The sequence below is a fragment of the Paenibacillus sp. VT-400 genome (genome assembly GCF_001029205.1).
GTDB lineage: Bacteria > Bacillota > Bacilli > Paenibacillales > Paenibacillaceae > Paenibacillus > Paenibacillus amylolyticus.
On record NZ_LELF01000047.1, the window covers coordinates 233,847 to 259,240 of the forward strand.

General features: G+C 47.8%; 19 protein-coding genes. 6 read left to right on the plus strand and 13 right to left on the minus strand.

All coding sequences use genetic code 11. From position 1 onward, the window contains the following. Nucleotides 1-43: 43 nt before the first annotated feature. The 6 genes from EL84_RS03515 to EL84_RS03540 form a co-directional block, all read right to left on the minus strand. A complete protein-coding gene (locus EL84_RS03515; protein ID WP_047840740.1) occupies nt 44-871 on the minus strand; it encodes a carbohydrate ABC transporter permease in 828 nt (275 codons plus the stop codon). Then, nucleotides 868-1,752: a carbohydrate ABC transporter permease gene (locus tag EL84_RS03520; protein ID WP_047840741.1), complete on the minus strand. Its 885-nt coding sequence runs from the start codon at nt 1,750-1,752 to the stop codon at nt 868-870. Before EL84_RS03520 ends, EL84_RS03515 begins: the two co-directional genes overlap by 4 nt. Before the next feature lie 179 nt (nt 1,753-1,931). Next, nucleotides 1,932-3,212, minus strand: a complete 1,281-nt coding sequence (locus EL84_RS03525) for an ABC transporter substrate-binding protein (RefSeq protein ID WP_047840742.1) — start codon at nt 3,210-3,212, stop codon at nt 1,932-1,934. Between the two features lie 147 nt (nt 3,213-3,359). Further along, on the minus strand, nt 3,360-4,469 hold the full coding sequence (locus tag EL84_RS03530) for a response regulator (protein ID WP_235431482.1): 1,110 nt from the start codon (nt 4,467-4,469) through the stop codon (nt 3,360-3,362). After that, nucleotides 4,466-6,256 carry a sensor histidine kinase gene (locus tag EL84_RS03535; RefSeq protein WP_047840743.1) on the minus strand — a complete coding sequence of 597 codons (1,791 nt, stop codon included), beginning with the start codon at nt 6,254-6,256 and terminating at the stop codon, nt 4,466-4,468. Before EL84_RS03535 ends, EL84_RS03530 begins: the two co-directional genes overlap by 4 nt. Nucleotides 6,257-6,546: 290 nt before the next feature. Beyond that, nucleotides 6,547-8,550: a beta-galactosidase gene (locus tag EL84_RS03540; RefSeq protein WP_047840744.1), complete on the minus strand. Its 2,004-nt coding sequence runs from the start codon at nt 8,548-8,550 to the stop codon at nt 6,547-6,549. A gap of 245 nt (nt 8,551-8,795) precedes the next feature. Here EL84_RS03540 and EL84_RS03545 point away from each other — a divergent pair, with 245 nt between their 5' ends. Then, a complete protein-coding gene (locus EL84_RS03545; RefSeq protein ID WP_321163401.1) occupies nt 8,796-9,770 on the plus strand; it encodes an AraC family transcriptional regulator in 975 nt (324 codons plus the stop codon). Here the strand turns inward: EL84_RS03545 and EL84_RS03550 are convergent. Beyond that, nucleotides 9,710-10,369, minus strand: coding sequence for a molybdenum cofactor guanylyltransferase (locus EL84_RS03550; protein ID WP_053061368.1), 660 nt, complete (start codon nt 10,367-10,369; stop codon nt 9,710-9,712). The genes EL84_RS03545 and EL84_RS03550 overlap by 61 nt on opposite strands. A gap of 162 nt (nt 10,370-10,531) precedes the next feature. Here EL84_RS03550 and EL84_RS03555 point away from each other — a divergent pair, with 162 nt between their 5' ends. Next, nucleotides 10,532-11,725, plus strand: a complete 1,194-nt coding sequence (locus EL84_RS03555; RefSeq protein WP_047840746.1) for an MFS transporter — start codon at nt 10,532-10,534, stop codon at nt 11,723-11,725. Between the two features lie 186 nt (nt 11,726-11,911). Here EL84_RS03555 and EL84_RS03560 read toward each other — a convergent pair whose 3' ends face one another. Both EL84_RS03560 and EL84_RS03565 read right to left on the minus strand, forming a co-directional pair. Then, entirely contained in the window at nt 11,912-12,469 is a 558-nt protein-coding gene (locus tag EL84_RS03560) for a stalk domain-containing protein (RefSeq protein WP_036612690.1), read from the minus strand. 259 nt (nt 12,470-12,728) lie between these two features. Next, entirely contained in the window at nt 12,729-14,462 is a 1,734-nt protein-coding gene (locus EL84_RS03565; RefSeq protein ID WP_047840747.1) for a glutamine--tRNA ligase/YqeY domain fusion protein, read from the minus strand. 280 nt (nt 14,463-14,742) lie between these two features. Between EL84_RS03565 and EL84_RS31160 the strand changes: the two genes are divergently transcribed. Together EL84_RS31160 and EL84_RS03575 are read left to right on the plus strand one after the other, a co-directional pair. Further along, complete coding sequence (locus EL84_RS31160; protein WP_244988428.1) at nt 14,743-14,985, plus strand: DUF2164 domain-containing protein; 243 nt, start codon at nt 14,743-14,745, stop codon at nt 14,983-14,985. 127 nt (nt 14,986-15,112) lie between these two features. Further along, a complete protein-coding gene (locus tag EL84_RS03575; RefSeq protein ID WP_036612698.1) occupies nt 15,113-15,661 on the plus strand; it encodes a GNAT family N-acetyltransferase in 549 nt (182 codons plus the stop codon). Nucleotides 15,662-15,779: 118 nt separating this feature from the next. Here the strand turns inward: EL84_RS03575 and EL84_RS03580 are convergent, their stop codons facing one another. Next, a complete protein-coding gene (locus EL84_RS03580; RefSeq protein ID WP_047840749.1) occupies nt 15,780-16,568 on the minus strand; it encodes an SDR family oxidoreductase in 789 nt (262 codons plus the stop codon). 32 nt (nt 16,569-16,600) lie between these two features. Further along, nucleotides 16,601-17,092, minus strand: coding sequence for a GNAT family N-acetyltransferase (locus EL84_RS03585; protein ID WP_047840750.1), 492 nt, complete (start codon nt 17,090-17,092; stop codon nt 16,601-16,603). A gap of 267 nt (nt 17,093-17,359) precedes the next feature. Between EL84_RS03585 and EL84_RS03590 the strand changes: the two genes are divergently transcribed. After that, nucleotides 17,360-18,559 carry a methyltransferase domain-containing protein gene (locus tag EL84_RS03590; protein ID WP_053061369.1) on the plus strand — a complete coding sequence of 400 codons (1,200 nt, stop codon included), beginning with the start codon at nt 17,360-17,362 and terminating at the stop codon, nt 18,557-18,559. Between the two features lie 79 nt (nt 18,560-18,638). Here EL84_RS03590 and EL84_RS03595 read toward each other — a convergent pair whose 3' ends face one another. Both EL84_RS03595 and EL84_RS03600 read right to left on the minus strand, forming a co-directional pair. Next, nucleotides 18,639-22,031, minus strand: a complete 3,393-nt coding sequence (locus EL84_RS03595; RefSeq protein ID WP_047840751.1) for a GH36-type glycosyl hydrolase domain-containing protein — start codon at nt 22,029-22,031, stop codon at nt 18,639-18,641. Between the two features lie 161 nt (nt 22,032-22,192). Continuing rightward, nucleotides 22,193-23,182 (minus strand): LacI family DNA-binding transcriptional regulator, encoded by a 990-nt coding sequence (locus EL84_RS03600; protein WP_036667797.1) that lies wholly within the window; start codon nt 23,180-23,182, stop codon nt 22,193-22,195. Nucleotides 23,183-23,711: 529 nt separating this feature from the next. On the opposite strand from EL84_RS03600, the gene EL84_RS03605 reads away from it, so the two are divergent. Then, nucleotides 23,712-25,358, plus strand: coding sequence for an AraC family transcriptional regulator (locus tag EL84_RS03605; RefSeq protein ID WP_053061370.1), 1,647 nt, complete (start codon nt 23,712-23,714; stop codon nt 25,356-25,358). Nucleotides 25,359-25,394 lie beyond the last annotated feature (36 nt).

Here is a 25,394-nt window from a genome sequence, read left to right on the forward strand (position 1 = left end):
AACGGGCAAACACCAGATGCGCTGCGGGATTCCTTTGAACGTTCTATCCTTTGACCGCACCCTCCGCAATACCCTCCATGATGAACTTCTGGAAGAACGCATAGATCAGGATAACCGGAATCGCAGTCAGTACCAAGGAGGACAGAATTAACGGCCATTCCTTGTTGTATTCCCCAAACAGCATGTTCGTGGACAGAATCAGCGTATAACGATTCACATCAGTCAACATGAGCAGTGGCAACAAGAAGTCATTCCAGATCCACAGAAAGTCCAGAATCGCGATGGTGACTGTGATCGGAAGCAAGAGCGGGAAGATAATCTGGAAGAACGTCTGGAACTCATTACATCCGTCCATCTGAGCCGATTCCTCCAATTCACGCGGAATGGACTTCACAAACCCGTGATAGAGGAAGATTGCCATGTTCACGCCAAGTCCGATATAGATCAGGGCCAATCCGTACGTGCTTCCTTGCACCCCCATGCCTTTGGCTACCCGTGTCAGCGGAATCATGATCGAGTGGAACGGCACCAGCATGGATGCAACAAACAGGAAGAAGATCAGGTTGCTCAAACGTCCGGAGGTACGTGACAGCTTGTATCCCGCAAGTGAGGCACAGAAGACGATTCCCCCAATCCCCAGAAAGGATACAATTGCCGAGTTCATGGAACTGCCCAACAGATTGATTTTGTTAAACGCGTCCGAATAATTCTCCCAGTGCAACGTTGTTGGCAGCGCGAGAAAAGATTGGAACATCTCACCCTGTGTTTTGAAAGAGTTCACAACCGCCATGTAGATCGGCAGCATAGCGACGAGAGAGCCCAGAATCAGTAGCAGTCGAATCAGATAACTGTTCAGTCGTTGCATCCTCATGCTTCCACCTCTTTCTTCTTCATGACGGTGATCTGGATGAGTGTAAAGATGAGTACGATGATGAACAGCACAACCGATTTGGCACTCGCATAGCCATATCTGAAGTTGTTGGAGAACGCTTCTTCATAGATGTTCATCGTGATCACCTGCGTGGCCCGGCCCGGTCCACCACCAGTCAGTCCATACACCACTTCAAACACTTTGAATGCTCCGTTCAGCGTCAGGAAGAAACAGATGGTCACGGCATGAGTAATCATTGGCAACACCACATTGCGCAGTACCTGGAATGCGTTGGCCCCATCAATAACAGCCGCTTCTTTGAGACTTTTCGGCACACCCTGGAGAGCAGCCAGATAGATGATCATCATATACCCTACACCGTTCCAGAGCGATACGATCAGAATGGAGTAAAATGAAAACTTCGGATCACCCAACCATTGCTGGTCGAGGAACGAAAAAGCCAGTTTCTCTGCGAGCTGTGGCAGCACCTGAGAGAAGATGAAGGTCCACATGAAAGCACTGATGATTGTACTGATCATGTTAGGCATGAAGAACAACGTCCGGAAAAGCCCTTTGCTACGGGTTCGTGACTCAATCAACACAGCGAGCAGCAAGGCAATTCCATTTTGCAGAATCAGCATAAATATTACATATTTCATCGTGAACCACAGAGAGTTCAGAAAGTCGGGATCTTCTTTGAACAATTCCACGAAGTTGCCCAGACCGATAAAGCTGTAATCCTGATTGAGTCCGTTCCAATCCGTGAGACTATAGAACATGCCACTAAACGTGGGATACAGCAGGAAAATCGCATAGATGACAAAGGCAGGCGCAGTGAACGCGAGCAGTGACAGATACTTCTTGAACACATTCGTAGCCATTGGTTCTCCCCCTTTTCACTCGAAGCGGATGATTGTAAACGAGGGAACGAAGAACGTTCTGCCTGCCGTATCATCTGCTTGGAGACTGCGACGAAACAAAGTACCGCTAATTTGTTGACAAAACTCTCAGACCGTTGAGATTTGCCAACAAAAGCGGATACTCCATTCCTCACAGCTCCTTACTTGTTGACTTTGTTGTAGGATTTCCACGCCTTGTCGAGCGCATCGATAACCTGCTGTTGATTTAATTGCCCAGAGTAGTAGCCTTGCAACGCTTTGCCTGACTCGTCTTTCACCGCTTGAGGGAGGGATGGGTCCTCATAAGCTTTACCTTCACTCACATATTTCTGGGCATCGTCTACCCACGGGAAGCTCTTGAAGTCATGGATCTTGGCAATCGGATTGAACTTGAGTGCTTCGAAGAATGCACTTGAATCCTTGTCATCGAGAATGTAATTCACGAAATCGAGTGCCACTTCTTTGTTTTTGCTAGATGACGATACTGCCAATGAAGTGGAGGTGCTCAGATTGATTTTGGTATCATCCGGATTGTCATTGATCGGCATTGGTGCTACACCAAAGTTCAAGTCCGGGTTGGACTTCAGAATGGTTTCGGCAAACCAGGGTCCCTGAATCCACATCGCGGCGCTTCCTGATGCGAAGGCTGCTGAACCATCATCACCGCCCACTTCCAGCGCTTTGTCCGTTCCATTGGCATTGACGAGATCAAAGATATCAAACAATGCTTTCATATCGGAGAAGGAGCCCTGATCCTGATTCATCTTCTCCACGAAGTCTTTGTGCTCAGACTGAGTTAATGCACCCACGGTAAGTGGCAGGAATAATTGCGGAATCCAGGCTTCTTTGTAGGATAGTTCAAACGGTGTAATGTTGGCTGCTTTGAGTTTCTCCACGACCGCTTTCATTTCTGTTAACGTCGTTGGCACTTCCAGCCCTTGCTCTTCAAAAATATCTTTATTGTACAGATAGCCCCATGATACTGTTTCCAATGGAATAGCTACGATTTTACCCTCCGCATCCGTTATGGAAGGTTTAACCGAATCCAGCAGCTTATCAACAAAAGGTTGGCCCGAGAGGTCTTCCAGATATCCAGCTTTGCTGAACGGTGGGATCTCATTGACCGCATGCAAGGCGAACACATCCGGTGCATCATTGGAGGCGAGTCGTGTTTTCAGTATCTGAGGGGCATTGTCCGCTGGCGGCATCTCCAGTTGCACGTTCACTTCAATGTTTTTCTCTGCTTTCTCCTTGGCTTTGAACTGTTCTATATATTTATCGTAATGTTCTTTCAGCCGAGGTTGTGCAACGAATACTTTGAGTGATACCGTGCTGCCTGATGCCGATTCCTCCTGCCCATTGTCCGTTCCTGCATTGGAACCGCAACCTGCGAGCAGAACACTGACCAGTACTGCACTTGCTACGCTTTTCCATACTTTCATCTCTTATGACCTCCCGGTGTGTAACTGGTTTGTCTTTCATAGGCTCATTATATATCAGAAAATGAAAGCGCTTCATTGGACAAAATTAGACTTGTGTATTGGATTATTTTAAACCTTAATCCTGCCGCAAATGCTCTCTCGAATGTCTCATTCCGTACTACTGCCTGATTTACCTGATATACGAGCCTGTCCCTTCCGCATCTCTCCCGGTGAAACTCCAAAATGCTTCTTAAACACTCGATAGAAGTAGGACACATCCTCATAACCCGCCATCTCGGCAATATGCTTGAACGGAATCTGTTCATCCATCACCCATTCTTTCGCTCTCGTCATACGTAACTGGACAACATAATCGGTCACATTCACCTCATACTCTTTCTTGAATACCTTACTGAGATATTCCTTGCTGACAAAAAAGATCTGGGCGAGCTGCTCCAGCGTAATCATCTCCATGCAGTGCTGCTCAATGTATTGTTTCACCTCATTCAGGTTCAGCTTGTTCTTGAACTTACGCTGCGCAATCAGCTGCTCCAAAGCCAGATAGTACGGAGTCGAAATCCATGTGATCGTGGATTCGATGGAAGCCAGCGCAGACGCAGGAGGTAGCGCCGTTGCTTCGGGCCGCTCGTACAAGCCATTGGAGACGCACAGTTCGTCCAGCAAAGCCTGTAATTCATGAGCCACCCTTCCAAGCTGCCGAGGTCTGTTAATCTCGCATCGTTCCAGCTTCTGCTGTAATTGCTGGAACCACTCCCGCAGACTCTGAACGTTTAGGTCATTAAACCGCAAGCGAGCCTGCTGCTGAAACAGGGAGAACTCACCTGCAAACGAAGATGGGTACGATTCCCATGATTCAGGTGCTGATTTAACCTTTTCCAATTCCTTTGCACATTTAGCAAGTACACCATTCAGTTCATCCGGATTCACCGGTTTGAGCAGATAATCTGCAGCCCGATGCCGGATCGCATGTTTTGCATAATTGAAGTCATCATATCCGCTCACCACGATCACCTTGATCTGTGGGTATTGTCCGCTAAGCGTCTGCAACAGCTCCACACCGTCTGTGCCGGGCATGCGCATGTCCGTAATGATAATGTGAGGCTGATGCTGCTTGACCAGTTGAATGGCCTGCTCGCCATCCTCTGCCTCACCTGCAACGGTCATGCCAAGTTCATTCCAATCTCCTAGGTTACGCAAAATATCCCGGTTCCACGGTTCATCATCCACCAACAGCACTCTGTACAGTTCCTTGTTCACAAGGCTTCGCCTCCTGTATTGCAGGGGATTCGTACCGTAACGCTTGTCCCCTGTCCGTATTCACTTTCTATGCTCATCCCATATTCAGGTCCAAAATGCATTACCATTCGTGAGGCCGCATTGAGCAGTCCAATACTTGTACCTGAACTCCACACCCGATCAGCCTGCCGGGTAATCCGCTCCAGTCTGGACTGCATCTCCGTTAGTTTCTCAGCATCCATACCCACGCCGTTATCACAAATTCGAATGGTTACATCTGAAGGTTCACAGACGACCTCAATGCCCAGCTTCCATTCGCCCTGTTTCTTCTCCAGACCATGCAAAAATGCATTCTCCACAATGGGTTGCAAAGACAACTTGGGGATATAACACGCCCGAAGTTCTCCGGTAATCTCCAGTGTATATTCAAGCCTGCCGACAAAACGTTGCTTCTGAATCAGCATATAATGCTCCAGCTGGTCCAGTTCAGACTGTAGGGGTACAAGCCCATCCGGCGCTCGTACAATATAACGAAACATCTCGCTCAAGGCTCGAATGACTTTGTAACTGTCTGCCGGTTTTTGCGAGTAGACCATGCCACCAATCATTTGTAGTGTGTTTTGCAGGAAATGCGGATGGATCTGGGATTGCAGTGCTTTGAGCTCGGCCGTTTGCTTCTCCAGATTCATCAGGTAATTGTCGCGAATATGTTCCCGAATACGACTAGCCATACCGTGCAGATTTTTCTCCAGCAGACCAATCTCATCTACCCGGCCGCTTCGTACCACTTCCCTGTCCTTGATCAGTTGAATACCCTTCATGGAATTTGCCAATCTAACAATGGGCTTTGATGTGCGCCAGGCCACCAGCGCAGCTAGTCCCACAGATATGACGGTGGCCAGGCCACCCACGACCAATCCGTATTTCATCGTGTCCAAAGCACTTTCGTTAACGACATGGGCAGGTACAATCTTGATCACACGCAGTCCTGACGGCTCGATGGAGTGAAAGAATACATATTCTTTGGCTGTCCGGATGAAACCCGAACTTTCTTTTGTGCCTGCCAATTTCTCCAGTGCTTCCGATGAAGGCTGTATCTCTTGGTGAGGCTGATAGACCGGACTGCCTGTGCTGTCAGCAATGTATACCCCATAGTCACCCCGGCTATCCAGCAGCTCCAGCGTCTGATTGAACTCAGCCCACTTGACTTCCAGACTGATGGCACCAATCTGTGCCTGATCCTCGAAGCGGTTCATGCTGCGGGTCATGTGAAACTTTTGCGGATCGTCCGGATCATTGATAATCGTAAAATCTTTATGTTGTGCAAAAAGCTCATGATATCCTTCCGGTATTTCCGATACCGCTTTGATGCGAGAATCCATCGAGTTGAAGGTGAACAAGGTGTCCAATTCCTTCAGGTACAGTTCAACGCCAAATACATAATTGCCAGCGGAATAGTATACACTGTTCAGCATATTGAACATGGCCTTCTGTTCATCGAATCGGCTGGCCGCCGGCGCTTCCTCGTTCAACGCCAGATATTGATGCAATTCGTCACTGATCTGAATCGAATAGATAATGTTGTTCATGCGCGCGAACTGTTCACCCAGATAGATGGAGGCCCAGTTCATATTGGCTCGGTTGGTCTCCATAATCTCCTCTTCCATGGAAGAGCGGGTATTCTCAGCTGCCATAGCGGTCATGGCAATGACGGGCACAACGGCCAGCAGCGTCATGGTAAGAATCAACTTATTGCGAATGCTGCGTTTGAAAGGATCTATCAGCTTCCGATAACATTCGGTAAACACAGCGCATCCACTCCTGAGTTAAAATAGACAAACGCCCCAGCATGGAAGCCGAGGGCGCTTTGGTCTTTATATTCGTTTGGAAATGTTACAACTAATGCTATTTACACGGACACTTCGATGACAGAACAACCTTCGATCGCTGTTATCCCCAGATTTTTTCTGATTCCCTTTTTGAAAAGGGAAAATCCGGGGATAAAGGCGCATGCTTCGCTTCGTTAGGTTATTTCTGTCATCTCCGTTTTTGTGTAAATTTATAGTTCAACATCCATTGCCTACTCTATTATTTTCTATTATTGTTCGATAATCCGTATGCCCCATGGCTCCAGTTCGATCTTCTCTCCTTCAGCAATCGGGGTTCCTGCCAGAAGTTCAGTTCCTTTTCGATAAGCATTTACGAAGGATGTTGCCTCACCTGCATAATTGAAATAGTAGCGAATCGTGTTCCCCTGATCGTTCACACCTGTCTTCACAATGATAGGAAAAGCCAGCTCCTGATCAGCTCCCCATACGCCCGCTTCCTTCATGACACGTTCCAACACCTTACGGATCACCGCAGAACTGGTGAAACAGCCGACATAGGTTGCTTTCCCTTTTCCATAGGCATTCTGGGTAATTGCCGCATATTCACCCCAATGTGGATGATCATACCAAGCGAGTACTTCAGCCGTTGTCGGCGTAATCAGTTCCATCCAGGTGTGAACCTTGTTCTGCTCTTCACCAACTCCAAATGGATCATCGCGCAGCGAAACATGTTTGGGCTCTACAAAAAGGTTATAGCTGATCCCGCATACCTCACTAATTAGCCCTGGCTGGCGGGTAGAGCGTACCTTGATATGCTCATTTGCAAATCCGCTTTTGAACGAGTAGACGATATGTCCGCCATCCTGTACGAATTGATTAAATTTTTCCAGCAATGTATCCGAAGCAGCATACAGAGCAGGTACAACGAGCACGTCATACTCCGCATAACTCTCAACCGATGGGTCGATGAGGTCACAGCCAATGTTCATCTTGTACAATTCATCGTACATCCAGCGCACCACGTCATTGTAGTTCTTGTCACTGGTGAAGTTAAACCCAAACCACTTGATGGAAGTCAGGGCCTCATTGCTGAACAGCACGGCCACCCGATTCTTTTTCTTCAGATTAACGAGCTTTGGACTGAGTCGGGCAAAATCCCTGCCAATCGTCTTCGCCTCGTTGTACACCGGATTCGGTTCGAAATCATGACTGAGCAATCCTTTCCAATACGTCTCAAACGAATTGTGCAACGAATGCCAGTGCCAGTAGGCGACCATGTTCGCTCCTGATGCCAGATGACTGAATGCCTGCAAGCGCAGCTGCCCCGGATAGGGAACCCAATGCCAGAACGCCTGCGCTTCGGTCTCCAGCACCAGATAGTTCGATTGTTTGGTTGAACGTGCCACATCCCCGCCGAATGAAATTTCAATGCCCGTCAGATCATCCTGGGAAGGATGGTAGATGTCCACACTGGTGATGTCAAAAGGTTTCGATGCGGCAAAATGGTCCACATCCCCTTGAATGCCGTAGGAATATCCACGCCAATCAAAGTCAAAATTCTGGGTAACAAACTGTCCTTCCTGTTTGTATTCATTCACGATCCCCACTTGCCAAGCCAAAAAGTTGGTTACCAGCTGCCGCTGGAACTTGGCAAATTCAGCGCCCAGACTACCGTTGATCGTTCCTACAACAGACGGGAAGTCTTCCCAGCTATTAATTCGATTGCTCCAGTAGTCGAGGCCAAATTCCTTGTTAAGCTCATCCAGGGAGCTGAACTTGTTCCGCATATATTTGACGAATTGCAGTTGTACATTATCTCCGGCCGTATTGTAATGCTTCGTCTCGTTATCTGTCTGATATCCAATTACCGCTGGATGTGTGCTTACCCGAGAGATCAACTTGCGGATGATCCGCTCGGCATAGAATAGATAGGTTGGATGGGTAATATCCATGATCTGTCTTGCGCCGTATTTACCAGGTCCCTGTGAGGTTGTAGCCAGAACGTCCGGATGTTCCTTGACCATCCATGTCGGAACAGCATACGTTGGTGTTCCAACGATGACCTGAATCCCCGCTTCATGCATGGCATCCAGCACACGGTCTACGGAAGAGAAGTCAAATACACCATTCTGCGGTTCATGGGTACTCCAGGTTGATTCTGCTATGCGCACCACATTGATCCCTGCATCCTTCATCATCTGAATGTCCTTGTCCAATCTTTCGTAAGGCATATATTCATCATAGTAGGCTACACCATATAATAATTTGTCCATGATTTAATCTCCTTTTTAGGTGGAAAATATAATGATCTTGACGTGTGCAAGAGTTGACATATTCCAATCCACAATGGTAGCGTTTACATTATTATCGGTTGAAGAACTTCGATTGTTCAGCAACCACTTCAAACGCTGATGTGTTCCATGGAATATCCATGCCCGCGTTAAACTGATTATAATGAAGTATACTACGAGTGCCGATTGTATAAGGCAAGTTGTTTTTACCCTTTTCCGAGGTGAATATGATGGATATCCGATCACAGCTCCGAGAAATGCCTCACCATACGCTGGCCCACTGGCTACCTATTATCGACTGTAACATCAAATTCTATGGTGCGCACAGCCAACAAGTACCCTATGGATGGGCGATGCCGGAAGAATCACATCCGGGCTTTGAGATTATGTTGATCATCGAAGGTACGCAGGAGAGTGTGATTCATGGTTATACCTATACCGTGGAGGAAGGTTCCATTCTTCTCATTCCTCCCGGGTTCAAACATACAAATCAATGTGTATCCAGGGAAGGCATGACTTATTTTAGCGCTCACTTTAATGTGGATGATCCCGTCTTCACCCTGAAGCTGATGTCACAGCATAGCCAAATCTACGCAGCAGATACAGCTGATAATAAGAAGATGCGCGTTGTACTGGAGAGTTGGATGGGGATGATTAACGTATCTGAAGCCTACACGTCCACTGACAAAATGATCATGCAGGCCCGCATGTTTGAACTGTTCGCCCTGTTGTCCCAAGCCGCTGACAATGAACCGGAGACCACCACTTCCGTTGCTGCTTCACATGCACCAGCTCCAACAGCCATGCATTATGCGGGAGCTATAGCGGAGGCAATCAAGCAGGCATTCCATGCCCAGCTTCGTACCAAGGAAAGCATTGTATCCACGGTCAAAGTAGAGCAGATTATATCCTCGTTTGGCATCAGCCCGGGATATGGTTTACAGGTCTTTCGCAAGGTGTACGGGCGGTCGCCCAGGGCTTACCTGTCCAGCTTGAAGTTGCAGGAGGCCAAAGTACTGATCGAACAGCCAGAGCTGTCGCTAGGGGAAATTGCGTGGAAGCTCGGTTACACCCATCTGTCCCATTTCAGCAGACAATTCAAACGTTGGACAGGCCAAAGCCCGCTTCAATATCGCAATCATCATGCAGATGCATCTGGCGATCCTGTATCATACAGATCTGAATCGAGTCCAGAATCTTGATTACGGATACGCTCGTATTCTTCCGGCGTGTTCATATTACTCATTTGCATCGCTACTTGATGAACGCCCGCTCTCTCAAGCTCTTCGGCTCCGACATAGCGACAACCGATCTCTTCAAGCCATTGCATGACTCGAAGATGATTCTGCATCAGGCGTTGCTCCAGATCGGGGAGCACATGCCTGTGATACGCACCTGCAAGCGGATGGACACGCCCATCCACACGTGGAACGATAGCAGAATAAGAGTCATGCGACTCGGCCAGCTTTTTTATCCCATCAAAAAAGGACGTTTGCAGGAGCGGCATATCGCAGGCGCAGACCAGATTCCATTCCGTACCAGAAGCCTCAAGGGCCGCGTGAAGACCCGCGAGTGGTCCCTTCCCCGGATAGTGATCCTGGACGCAGTCGTAGCCCATTTCGCCGTAGGTTGTCACGTTGGGTCCAGCAGCCACGATGATACGGGATACGGCGGGTCTCATGGCATTTGTGACATGTTGCAGTACAACGGAACCGTTCAGTTCCAGCATGGCCTTGTTGGTCCCCATGCGGCTGGATAAACCTCCTGCCAATATGATGCCTGTCCATTCCCTTGTGTTCATGATGTCTTGCTCCCTCCTGGTAACGATGTGGGCTTGTTATATCAATCGATCAACATTTTCTATAGATTGAATCCCCTTTCAACAAATGATACATTGAACAATATGCATTTGAAAGGAATGGCTTAATTGGACAGACCTGCACCTTCAAGAGGCAATCCCTCATTGGTTTCTCTGAAACTATATAACTTTTTCATATATGGAGCCATCTCGATCTTTGCCGGATTCCTGCAGTTGTATCTGCAAGAGATTGGTATGACCAAACTGGAGATTGGTAGTCTGATGGCGATTGGACCCTTTGTATCCTTGTTTGCCAACCCGTTCTGGGGTTTCTGGAGCGATAAATCTCGCAACATTCGCATCATTCTGATGATTATGATGGGAGGCACATTTGTGCTCGCCCAGGGTGTATTCTATGCGCCCACATATACGTGGATCTATGTAGCTATGATTTTCTTTTATTTTTTTCAAAGTCCATTATTTGCTCAAACTAATAGCCTGATTCTCGGATATATCGATGGTACAAACCAAAAATTTGGATCATTCCGGCTCTGGGGTTCACTCGGTTGGGCACTGACTGCCGTCGCAGCCGGACCGCTCATTGACCGTTTTGGCATCGGCAGTGTATCCATTATATTTGCGTGCATGATTGCCACCGCCTTTGTATTATCCGTATTTCTACCCAGACAGCCGATCGCTTCGGATACACCGGTGGTTACTTTTCGGCGGTTTGGCAAAGTCATGTTCAATCCGTATTTTATGGCATTTATCGGCCTGGGTGTACTCGTGTCGGTGCCTAATGCGATGAACAGTACGTTTATGTCGCTATACATAGTAGAGATGGGTGGCGATAAACAGATGGTCGGCTGGGCCATCTTCACCTCATCCATTCTCGAAGTCGGCGTATTCCTGTTGCTCGACCGCTTACTCAAACGCAAAATGAGCATGCTCCTGGCATCGCTCATTCTGATCAGTGTGCTGTTTGCACTTCGCTGGCAACTCATGGCACTGGCTAACAACCCGCTGGAGATTGTATTCATTCAGTTGATGCACTCCATTACGTTTGGTGGGTACTTCTATGTGGGTACGCAACTGACCATGCTGTTCATTCCAAGACCTTACCGTTCCTCCGGTCAAGCGGTCTACACGATGGCCTGGGGAGGTCTCTCCGGCGTGATTGCCGGTCTGTTCGGCGGCTGGTTGTTCCAGAGCTTCGGTGCAGAAATCATGTATAGCATTGGCGTATTCTTCTCGCTCATCGGCGCTGTTGGATTTAGCATCATGTGGTTATCGAATCGACGTAACGGCTATCAGCCGGTTGTATTGACGGAGATGGGTAATATGGATGAGGACAGATAATCTTTTGTTTGAAAAAGTTGAAAGATTTCCACTGGAGCACTACGAGGACAGAACAATCTTTCGATCGCTGTTATCCCCTGATTTTCTTGATTCCCTTTCTTCAAGGGTAAAATCCGGGGATAAAGCGGAGCTGTAGTTCGTTCTATCATAATATGAATATGATGCTAGTTTCTCTATAGATTTTAACTAATCATTAAACTGAACAAACACATGCATATACTTATCTAATCCTGGAAAACCGGTTGTACCTTTGATATCCAAGAAATTCAGTTTCTCTTTCCAGTCTACTCTTTCTTGATCGGAGTCATCAGTCGAGAGTTCAAAAATATATGCTAAGACAAATGCATCCATACTCGAGACCCCGTTTTTCAATTGTACCCACTCTTGAGGGAGCACAACTTGATTGTTACCCGCTGTGATTTCTTTGCCAGAGAAATTAAGAATCAGTTCTTGTCCTTCATTTTTAATCGTGGTGATTTTTTTCTTTCCATCCCATTTAAACGTTGCTCCAGATCGTTTAAAAACATCTTTCACTGGGATATAAATGGATTTATAAGTTGTTTTTGTTGCCTTTCCATCCTTTATGACACTTAGTTCAACTTTTTTTAGTGATGAATTGTACACATTCGCCGCACGTTCCTTAAAAGGTAGATCCATTAGGGATTGGTCCAAAGCAGCAGAGGCAACAGAGCCTACACAGACAGCTAAAGTTAACATCAACAATAAAGAAACAAATCGCTTCATCTTGATTCCTCCTTGAAATTATTGTTCACATTAACTTAAACGTCGAAAGTTGGAAAAATGTTCATTTAAGTATCCCGTTGTATTAATAATTATTTTTTGTGTATCCACGCAGAACCAGGACTTGTATTAGTACAACCTTCTTTAATCAATTGCAGGCGCACAAGAAAAAGGCGTCTCCATTGGCTTATTGCCCTGGAGACGCCTTTTACGTTCATAGATTTAAGTTTACTGCTAACCTATCGTCCTACCTATGTTCACATTACGCCTTCGGCAGTTGGAACGAGCTTTTCAGGGATACGACCCGGTTAAATACCGGACGTCCTGGCTCGGAATGTTTCGGATCTACACTAAAGTAACCGTGACGGAAGAATTGGAATTTATCCTGAGCATTCGCTTCTTTCATCTCTTGTTCCACATACCCATTAACAATTTCAAGGGAGTTCGGGTTCAATTGATCCAGGAACGTTTTCTCCGGTTGCTCTTCCACAACCTCAGTTTCAGCCCCAGCTACTGCTACTTCGACCTCTGCTTCTGGTGCTTCATCCAGGATCAACGGCTCATACAGACGGAATTCAGCAGGTACCGCTTGAGTCGCTTCTACCCAGTGGATTGTTCCTTTGACTTTACGGCCAGTGAAGCCACTGCCGCTCTTCGTCTCTACATCATAGGTACAATGAATCTCGGTCACATTGCCTGCTGCATCTTTGATCACATCGTTACATTTAATGAAGTATGCATGTTTCAGACGAACTTCGTTGCCAGGGAACAAACGGAAATATTTGTTCGGCGGATTTTCCATGAAATCGTCTTGTTCGATATAAATCTCACGGGAGAACGGAATTTGGCGATTACCCATCTCTGGGTTCTCCACATTGTTCTCTGCTTCAAGCCATTCCACTTGTCCTTCAGGATAGTTGGTGATGACCACTTTGAGTGGGTGCAGAACAGCCATCGTGCGTGGAGCTTTCAGTTTCAAGTCTTCACGTACAAAGTGCTCCAGCGTTTGCAGATCGATAACTCCATAGTTTTTGGAAATGCCTGTCTCATATACAAAATCACGAATAGCTTCCGGTGTATAACCCCGGCGGCGCAGACCCGAAATCGTTGGCATGCGCGGATCATCCCATCCATCCACATGGCCTTCGTCTACGAGCAGTTTCAGCTTCCGCTTGCTTGTCACCATCTGGGACAGGTTCAGGCGACCAAATTCGTATTGACGTGGTTGGTTCTCCATCTCACACTCGGCAATAACCCAGTCATAGAACGGGCGCTGATCCTCGAACTCCAAGGAGCAGAGGGAATGCGTTATACCTTCAATTGCATCTTCAAGCGGGTGAGCAAAGGCGTACATTGGATAGATACACCATTTGTCGCCCGTGTTATGATGGTGTGCATGTGAGATCCGGTAAATAACAGGATCGCGCAGATTGATATTAGGTGCAGACATATCGATCTTGGCACGCAGCACTTTCTCCCCGTTCTTGAATTCACCTGCACGCATACGTGTGAACAGGTCGAGATTCTCTTCCACCGAACGATCACGGTACGGGCTGTTCTTACCAGGCTCCGTCAGCGTTCCGCGCATTTCACGGATTTCGTCGGCGCTTTGGTCGTCGATGTAGGCTTTTCCTTTTTTAATCAACAAGACAGCACGGTTGTACATCTCATCAAAATAATCGGAGGCAAAACGTTTCTCGTTCCACTCGTATCCGAGCCATTTCACGTCTTCCTGAATCGATTGAACGTACTCTACATCTTCCTTGACCGGGTTTGTGTCATCAAAGCGCAGATTCGTTTTGCCGCCAAATTCGCCGCCCAGCGTAAAGTTAATCCAGATCGCCTTGGCATGGCCGATATGCAGATAACCGTTCGGTTCCGGAGGAAAACGGGTAATAACTTCCTGGACTTTCCCAGACCGGAGATCTTCGGTAATAATATTTTTGATAAAGTTAGGTGGGGTTGTACGATTGTCCACAGGTATCAAACCTTTCATGAATGGATTGGAGCCTTAGGGAATTGCAGCAATTCCGGCTATAATTCCTTAATAACGAAGTCATTTCCTGAAAAAATCTATTTTCTTGGAAAGTTTCGTACGCGTTTCATTTAAATATACCTTTAACGGGGGAGGAGTTCAATAAAGAACGGCACCAAAGTCAGGATAAGCCGTGCATAAATAGGCCCTAAACCATTTTGACGGGTTGGCTCGAATCATGTAGCATGATAGTAAAAACAAATTAAAGGGAGGGTTTCCCATTCCATCGAACTCGCTTAAACTGACCAAAGAACAGCAGGATGAAGCCATTCGCACCATCCAGTCTTATTTCGAAGAAGAACGTGGCGAAGAACTCGGCGATTTGGCCGCTTGGGGTGTCCTCGACCTGTTCATGACACAGCTCGCTCCCTACATATATAATCAGGCACTCCGTGACGCACGCACAACAGTCAATCAACGCATGGCCTCAATGGAAGAAGACCTGTTTGCACTGGAGCAAAAGTTACCCAAGACCTCACGTTAATCCACTACAAATACGTGTTCAAAAAATCTGGTTTTAATATTCGATGCTGATCATGCCGCTAGGCATAATTCGTAATCAAAAGTGGACTTTTTTGAACAACACTATACAAAGAAAGAAGGTTGCATTCATGTTTACCTATTCATTGGATGAATATACCGAACTCCGGCCACTGGCCATGGAACATACCAAACCGCTGTTCGAACTGACGGATCGTTCGCGGGATCAATTGAGACATTGGTTGCCGTGGGTGGATCATGTGACAGAAGTGGAACACACCTCGAACTTCATTACCAACGCGTTAAAACAAGGTGCCGAGAATGGCGGATTCACCGCCGGAGTATGGTCAAAAGGGGATCTAGCCGGCGTCATCGGATTCCACGAGATTAACTGGACCAACCGCTCGGTAAGCATCGGATATTGGCTTGGAAAAGGCTTTGAGGGTCAAGGCTTGATGACAAGCGCTTGTCGCGTTCTGGTTGATTATGCTCTGGTGACCCTGGATCTGAATCGCGTCGAGATTCGCTCGGCAACGAATAACAAACGGAGTCGCGCTATCCCTGAAAGACTCGGATTTGTTCTCGAGGGTGTCATTCGTCAGGCAGAGAAACTGCCTAAAGGTTACGTGAACCATGCAGTATACGGTATGCTTCAGCATGAATGGGAACTCTTGCGCTAATTCGCCTACATAATGAATCGGGAGTAATCTCTCCCAACATAATAGATCAACACGAATACCCTCGATCTCCACGGAATGTGGTGGACAGAGGGTATTTATTTTATTGTATCCATGACTTTTAGAGTGCTCGGACCATGCCACCATCCACAATCAATGAGGTTCCGGTAATGTACGTATTGGCCCCGGATAACAGGAACACCACCGCTTTGGCAAACTCCTCTGGTTGACCATAACGGCCGAGTGGGATCTCCTTACGAAATTGGTCAGAGACCTCTTCCTCACTGATTCCGTTCTGCTCTGCCCGTGCGGCATCCAGCTCACGAATACGGTCTGTTGCAATACGTCCTGGCGCCACCGTGTTGATCAAAATTCCGTATGGAGCCAGCTCTTGAGACAAGGTCTTCGCCAATCCGAAAACGCCGGTACGGAACGTATTGGACAGCACCAGACCCGGAATCGGCTGTTTCACCGAAGTTGAAGCGATATTCACAATGTGTCCTCCGCTTTCTTTCATATAAGGAAGAGCACCGCGTATCAGCCTTACATAACTGAGTACATTTAATTCAAATGCACGCTCCCAATCCTCATCCGTCAGTGACTCAAATGAACCCGATGGTGGGCCACCCGAATTGTTCACCAGAATATCAATTTGCCCGAACAGCTCCGCTGTCTTGTGAATCAGAGCCTCAATATCTTCCTTGCGTGTCACATCAGTTGCACAATATTCCACACGTCCACCACCACCAAGCGCCAGAAGCTCCTGCTTCACTGCTGCGAGCTTTTCTTCACTCCGGCTGGCAAGCATGACGTCAGCACCTTCTGCTGCCAATTGAGCGGCTACCGCTTTGCCCAGCCCGCGACTGGAAGCCAGCACCAGTGCTTTTTTACCCTGAAGCCCCATATCCATCGTTGTTCCTCCTCAACTAGTTTCTATTTGGTCTAGATAAAATAACCCATAAGAATATCGTCCACATACTTGCCTCCGATATAAAACTCGGACACCAACCTGCCTTCCGTCACAAATCCACACTGTGTATAAAACGTGATGGCTCCCGGATTGCTGGAAAGTACGCGCAGCCTGAGCTTGCGAACGCCTTGTTGGGCCGCATGCTGCTTAATGGCATCCATCAAAGCTGTGGCAATGCCACAACGCCGATCATGAGGATGAACCGCAATATGAATCTCGTAGACATGACGGTTGACGGGCATACCTGTGGCTGGATTAAAGCCCACATAACCACATACCCGCTCTCCCTGCACCGCAATCAATTGACTGCCTGGCGGGCAATGCTGCAGATATTGTTGTCTGGAACGCCATTGCATCGGTGCAGGAGAGGTGTATTTGTCCCATACCAGGGCATCCAACTCCATTAGCTGGGCTGCATCTTTAATCTCGGATGGACGAATCGTAAATGTATGGCTGGTAAGCATAATGATTCAACCTTTCGTGCTATAGTCGACAACGCTGTGCGTTACAACGTCGGGAAAGTTAAGAGAGTTAAGAACGTTGAGAAACTTAGGAATAGGAAGACATTGTTCGTTTACTCCACTATTTAAGTTTTTTGTTCTATATATTGTAGCATAGCCTCAGCTTTGACTAAAATTCCACTCGGTATTGAACCTTTTCGCAAAATGAAATAAACACTTAACCTTGCCGTAACGTCATGGTTTATACTGATTCGATAAGGAGGGGGATGCATGATGAACATCAAAGAGGCAGCAAGCAGGCTTGGTATATCGGCGAGAGCCATTCGTTTTTATGAGGAAAAAGGATTAATTCTCCCCGCCAAACAGTCCAGTAACGGGTATCGTACCTATACGGAGAATGATATCTGGCGGCTTCAGACCATTGCTGCGCTGCGTGAGATTGGCATGTCGCTACAGGATATTACACATGCGCTCGGAGAGATTGATCAAGGGAATCAGCAGCGGCTGGAAGAATATCTGGAGCTGCAACAGGCCGTCATGTATGCCCAGTGGATTGAGCTCAAACGTATGATGGATACAACCCAGCGCATGATTGACCTGAATCGTCAGGACGGCCCGTTGGATGTCAGCCATCTGCACGATCTCGCAGACAGTGCCCGTCGCCTGCGTGAAGCCCGGCAGAACTGGCATGATCGGTGGAATTATGACATGCAGGCAGCCATCCATGATCAGCGAGTGCAGGCAGAAGGCAGAGTCAGTACTGAACACCCCAATTCAGAGGACAGGCATCATTCGGCCAACCCCTTGCCTATAAGCGATGAGAATGAAGTTTCACATCCAAACCATAATGCAGGTCATTCCACGCCGGGCGATTCCAATGATACGGTACAGTCTTCCTTTTATCTGTATCACAACTATGACGAAGCGCTCGAACAGACAGCTCATTGGATCTCTCCCGCCCTTGGTGAGAAAGGACTTGATATTGGTACAGGCACAGGTAATCTGGCTGGGAAACTGCTACAGCACGGCGCAGACATGACTGCAATCGACCAATCCCGGGAGATGCTACGCAGATGTCGTACCAAATATCCCGAGATGCATGTGAAACTTGGTAATTTTATGGCGTTGCCTTTTACCGATCATTCCTTCGACTTTGTTGTATCCAGCTTTGCTTTCCATCATCTGAGTCCAGATCAGCAACTATTGGCCTTACAGGAGATGCAGCGGGTATTAACCTCGCGCGGACGTATCAGCCTAACCGATCTGATGTTTGTTGATGCGACTCACCGTGATTCCTATATTTGGCAGGCAGAAACCACAGGACACGAGGAACAGCTGCGCGCCTTGCGTGAGCGTCACTTCCCTCTGTTGGGTGAGCTATGCAGCTGGCTGGAACAACAGGGCTATGTAACCAAGCATGTGCGGCATAATGAGCTGTTGCATACGTTGCTGGCAGTTCCGCTGCGGTGAGCCATCATGAGCATATGCCAAAAAGGCCATCCCGCCTTGAATAAAGGAGGATGACCTTGGTATACATCATGCTATGAAATTACATATAAATATCAACAACCGTACGCTCAGTTGCACTGCGTGCTTGTCTGAACTCATCAAGCGAGATGCTTACCCCGCCCTGACGGTAACGGTTCGCTGTACGCTCGGTACGAATGTCCTTGCCATTCACCGCTACACGGCTCACAGCACCTTCATTCAAGTGATAGATAAACGTCACCGGCTCACCCGCATACTCGAATTCGAATTGCATGCCGTTCAGCTCAGCTGGCAATACCGGGTCAATGACCAGATCGCCGCCCTCTTGACGAATGCCAAGTGCATTAGAGATCAGCTGGTTCATGTAGATTCCAGGGCCGCTGGAGTAGATTCTCCATCCGCCTTTCACCTGTACAGTACCTTTACGAAGCTGGTCAAAATGCTCCTGTGCCTCGTAACGCGTATTAAACTTGCCGTCCGAACTACTAAAGTACGAGTTCGCTTGGCGAATCTCCGCGTTAGGTACAACCTCGCCGATACCAACCGGGTTGATCATCGCGAGACCATTCCACACCTGATCTGTCTTACCGAGCTTCGCCATCGCTTCCACATAACGGATATGAGCATGAACATATTGCAAACCAATCTCACGTCCGAAGTTGGATGCTTGCTCTGCACGTTTGAAGTGTGTGCTTACACCACCAGCATATTGAGCTGGACGATTCATCAGACGCACCCCATCCGGGCATAGGAACTGTTCACGGATCAAGGCATAATGTGATTCTGCTTGCTCCGCGTTCAGCAATTCACCGATCATGCTGCGCGTCATTGGCAACAGACGATATTGAATGCCTGTCTCTGTGTCCGTTGGATGAAGCATAAGCTTCGCTTGGTCCGCTTCTTCCATGTATACAAAGCCTGGAATCACATCTGTGCCCAGCATGTAACGGTTAAAGTCCTCACGGATGCCTTGAGCCAGCACGTCAAGCTCCTGTGCAAAGTCCGCATCTTTGAATTTCAGCGCTTGCGAGAGCACGTTCACGGACTGATACGTCAATGCCACAGTCCAACTGCTCACCATGTATTGCTTCAACTGTGCATTGGCTGGTTGGAGCGTATCATCCCAGTCACCATCGCCGTAGGAAGACAGGAACGTATCGTGCAGGAAGTGCGAACGGATATATTCAATCTCTTTTTTCGCGTGATCCAGTACAGTTGCCGTCTCTTCCGTGAACCCGAAGCTATGCTTGACGGTATAAGGTACTTTCTCATCCAGGATTGCATAGTCGCGAGTCGCTGTCAGGTAGTCCGCCAATACTTTCAACGGCCATACGATGATGTCGCCATGACTCTCTTCCTGTTGAATCGCAAAGTATTTATCAAACATGAACCATTGCGGCCAGTTACCATCATCTTCATATTGGTGGGTATAAACCATTTTGATGATATCGCGAACTTGCTCATATTTTTGCGTAGCCATAAAGTACTCTACCGGACCTTGGCACACATCCCGTGTACCCCAAGCCGCGCCGCCATACTGCTCCAAACCGTGAGGCACGGAGTAGTGAACCAGCATATTGTGGGTGTACCACCAAGCCAGCGCATTTACTTTGAACAGATCCTCAGCACTCTGACCTTCGCCACGGGACAAACGGAACCCGTTCATCACACCTGCGAAGAACTCGCGGTATGCCTGCACTTCCTCTTCAAACGTCAGGCTTGAACCTGCTACCACTCCGCTGTCCGCTTGGCCTTCCAATACCCCTTGTACCTTCAGCGTCCATTCAGCACTTGCTTCCAGACTAAGCGTAACCAGTGATGCGGAACCACTGCGGATACCACTTGCCAGCAACGTTTCGTCTCCTACATTCACAGCTGCGCCGTCCACCGACATGCGGTATTGCAGATCTGGATACGTTCCTGCACTAATCGCTTGTGGATCAGCCTTGAAGATCAATGTATCGCCATCCTGCGTCATATGCAGCGGATACTCGTATTCATTCACATTCATCGTAATCTGGTTTGTTACCAGGTAACGGTATGCTGTGCCACTTGTGGAGCGTACGTTCATGCTCACTTCGGTGGTGTGTGCCCCTGTATAGTTCGTTACGATGATCGTATCGGATGCCGTTTTGTAGATCCAACGTACATAGTTGAAACCAATTTCGAACAGGGAAGGCATCGTCAGCAGACGATATTGTCCGTCCATTTCCACATAGATGCGTTGTCCCGCCGTTTTCGGCACGTTTAATGCATTGCGAGCATTACTGATCATTTTATTAAAATTGGTGTTACCAATAACGAGTTGTGAGTTGAAAATACCGTACATATACGATGTTGTCGTAATAACCTGTGCTCCAAGTTGCACGTTGCCACCACTCATCAGAATGTGACCGTGTGGACGCTCTACGAGCAATTCTTTTGCTTTCAGAACGATATGCTCATAACTGCCTGTGAAGAAGGACAACAGTTCCTCACCGCTGTGCTCTTCCTGATGACGATCAGGGAACAGTTCATGAATCTCATCTTGTGTCAGATCAAGTGTAACCAGTGGTTCACCCAAGAAGGAGGACAGTTTCACCTGTTCCAACGTATCGCCGTTTTCCACAGTCAGAGCCTGTACTTCATTCCATGCTGCTGTAACTTCATCTCCGAACTCCAGTGCAGAGATTCCTTCGGCATGATTAGGCTTCGCCAGTCCATAGAAGACCACCTGAGCTTCTCCGTTCAGATTCAGCAGTTCAGATTGCAATGCCGTATAGGCAAATTCATACTGATATGTCTCATTTGCCAGCGTTGGGTGATTCAAGCTCTCTGGTTGATTCGTTTCCTTGTATGACAGACCGAAGAATTGGAATCCATCTGTGGAGTAACCAACTGCTTTGGTCAGGGAACCTTGTTGCATATATGGAAATGCACCGCCCTGAGGCTGGTTTTGACGGGAACAAACGACATAACCTTTCGCCTCATCTTCAAACACCGTATGGTCAATGTATTGTGACAGATAAGCCTCATTACTGCGTACCGCACCTGGATCTGCAAGCCCAACATCCTGTCCGTATACCACATCTACGTTATGTTGTTGTCCTGTGAGCTTCACATCCCAGAACCATACACCTTGAGGTGTAGCTGTAAATACGACCTGATAGCCAATGCCTTTTTCGCTACCTTCCAGCTGGACTGTGCCCTCCCAGATCAACTGGTTGCTGGATTGTGCCTTGCTTGTAATCACCTTGCTGTTCGAACGTACACCGAGCAACGGGAACGAGCTGATATTCTCTCCCTCATGTACACGCAGGTACAGGTTGTTCAAAGATCCATCAATCTGGTTGCTGAGCAACTGGTTCAACATCGTTGTACCGGATGTAGCCTGATATAGGTCGCCACTGTTCAAAAAGGTAAAGGATAACTCTCCGGCACTTAACCGGATCGGTTCATTAATCATCGTTGTCATAAGGTTCACTCCTTGAATTAGTTGAAATCGAAACGTTTCGATAAATCTGAAAAAGAATAGGGGCCTCTTCAAACCGGCTTTTTACAGCCCGTCCGGACGATAACCCCATCATTAAACTTTCACTTCAGCATGCAGGCAGTTCTTTGTTGTTCAGACTCAGTCTAAACCGAACGTACAGAGCTGCGCTCGATCATATTAATCGTTAACGTATATGAAGGGTCAACCGCTTCGCCATTGAGCATCTGGAATAACAGATGTCCGGCGAGCGACCCGGCTTCATGCTTCGGCTGGCGTATCGTTGTCAGCGGTGGATGCACATATTCGGACAACTGAATATCATCAAAACCGATCACGGAAATATCATTTGGCACCGATACACCACGCTCTTCCAATGCCTTCAGGCCACCAATCGCCATCTCATCGTTACCGTAAAATACCGCTGAGGGAAGATCGCCCTGCATGATCATCATTTTGGTTGCACTGTATCCGCCCTCACGTACAAAATTACCGTTCAGACGCCATTTGGACTTTTCTTCAAGTCCCGCTTCCCGCATCGCTCGCAGATACCCTTGGTAACGGAGCGCGTTGTCATACGAGTTGGATGGGCCACTGATATAAGCAATCTTCTGATGTCCTGCCTGGATCAGGTGGCGGGTTGCAAGGTAACCACCCTGCTCTCCATCCACCAACACGTTGACCAGATGGTCACTCGACAGCTGACGATCCATCACAATGATCGGAAAACGATGACCGGCAGATTCCACCAGAATATCATCATGGATGTTATGCGCCAGGATGATGGCTCCATCTACTCTTTTTTCACGCAAAAATCGCACTGCCGTTGAGTCCCGTCCACCCATGGAGCTGCACGCAATCAGGTCATACCCGTTCGCAAGGGCTACATCCTGTACACTACGGATCAACTCCGAGTAATACGGGCCCGACAGATCGGTCAGGATCAAAGCGATCGTGTTTGTCCGGCTCCGTTTCAGGTCCATGGCAAAGCCGTTCTTGCGGTAATTCAGTTCTCGTGCTGCCTCAAGCACTTTAGCCTTGGTCTTGGCACTAACCTTGCTATCCCCGCTCAGCGCATAGGAAGCAGTCGAGAGTGCTACACCTGCCAGCTTTGCCACATCCTTAATCGTTGCCATTCCACGTTCGCTCCTTCTAAACTAAAACAAATTCAAGGTTATCTACATTTTATACGATACATGGTTCGAACAACCACTAAATCCTTCATTATCGTTTATTAATCTTTATACATATCATAGCGATGGATGTCAATCGAAACGTTTCGAGGTGTTCTCAAAAAAAATCCTCGTTCCCATCCTTATGGGGCCACGGTTGAATGCGTCCCGTTCCAATCCATACCATTAGTGATGGTCATGACACGTCTTTCAATCTGGCGCTCTATAAACAGTTCGTGCCTAATACAATGAAACTGGCAGTAAACGCCAGATTGAAACGTTTCGACATTTTCATTATAGTCGGTGTTGATAGCGATTTCAACCACTTTATCTATTTTTCAAATAAAAAGTTGATTTGTTCAATCTGTCCATCCACGTCACTCCGTTTATAGTATATACTGCATAATAGTCGAGATCCGCGAATTACGCCAGTACACCAGGGGCATGAGACGAATACTGTCCCTGCTGACTTATGTAAGGAGACAGTTATCTAATGAATATTTCCAAGCCTATTTATCATAAAAAATCGCTGTCCCGTCCCATTTCCTTGCAGAAGATTCAGTCCGTACCTGTTGCCCACTTCAAGCTGTGCCATCTGGTGCAGCTTCACGACCGCGAGGCATTCTCCCGCATAGATGAGATGTGGAGCACTCTTCATGTGTTATACGTCATTACTGCTGGCCAGGCCAGGCTGATCGGTACAGAGGGTAAACTGACATTAAATGCAGGCTGTGCAGTCGTTCGGCAAGCTGGAAACCTGCTTCAGCACGAGAACAAGCGCGGCTCCCTGTCGCCAGTACAGGGCATTGCTATTGCTTTTGATTCCACTGAAAATGAACAGCTGTTCTGGCCGTTCGGGATACCAGTTCCCATTGCGAGTCGCACTCTCACCGACAGGGCAGTAGAGCTGGTTCAAGCCAGTACGGCAGGCCGTGATTCCAGCCCCTTCAGGCCACATATGCTTTTCTATGAGTTACTGGATATTTTACGGGATCATGTGGCTCATTCTGCTCATGAAGATCACTCCTGGCTTGATGCCGTGCTTAGACATATCCATCAGATGTATACCCATCCGCTGACCCGCGAACAATTGGCTAGGGATGCAAATGTGAGTCCTGAGCATTTTTCACGGGAGTTCAAGAAACATACAGGTCTTACGTTTGTTGAATATGTGACCCGTCTCAGGATCCGGATGGCTCAGGAGCATCTGTTGTTCGCGAACCCTACGCTACAGGAGATTGCACAACTGACAGGCTACAGGGACACCTTTTATCTGAGCCGCAAATTCAAACAGATGGTTGGATCAGCACCAACACACTACCGGAAAATGCCCAAAAAGATTGTATCTTTGACTTACAATTATACGGCCTCACTTCTGGCACTGGGCCACACTCCCCACATGGGCGCCGTAGCAAGCTGGATGGAAGAAAAACTGGGGGAACATGGTCATGATGGTCATGAGCAATTTGAGCAACATTCCGAATATGAGCTGGTTAAACATACGGATCTGATTGCAAACGCTCAGCCCGATGTCATTATCGGGTATGCACCGCATCCCGCTTCCGATGAACTACGTCTGATCGCACCGACCATTCTAATGCCTTTTGAGGAACTCGATTGGCAGGAGCAGCTTCTTCTTTTGGGTCGAATCACAGGGCTTGAGTCCAATGCACAAGCTTTGTTAGATCAATATCATCAACTTGAGCAAGAAGCCAATCATACGTTGGACCAACAAATGGAAGGAACACGAGGGTCCGCCGTTTGCATGTTTATGATTGGAGAAGACGGGGCTTATATCTACGGTCATGGCTGGGGCAGAGCTTCTCATGTGCTGTATCAATCGCTGGGCTTCACTCCGCCCTCACGTATGGAGCAGGATGGACAGTTACTTACGGGGTACGTTCATGTTCCGTTGTCCGAGATTCACTTGTATGCCGCAGATCACATGTTTGTCGCCTTCCCTGAGGAACCTGCCGAACGAGAAATGCTGGATAACTTGCTGAATCAGGAATCTTGGGGCACCCTCTCTGCCGTTCGTGAAGGACGCGTATACGAGATTGATGCCGACATGTTCTATGGATTTGATCCCCTGTCCGTTATGGAGCAGTTGCAGCATATCATGCGTCACCTCACATCATAATTGTCCATGCTGTAGTGATCATAGTTGTCCATGTAC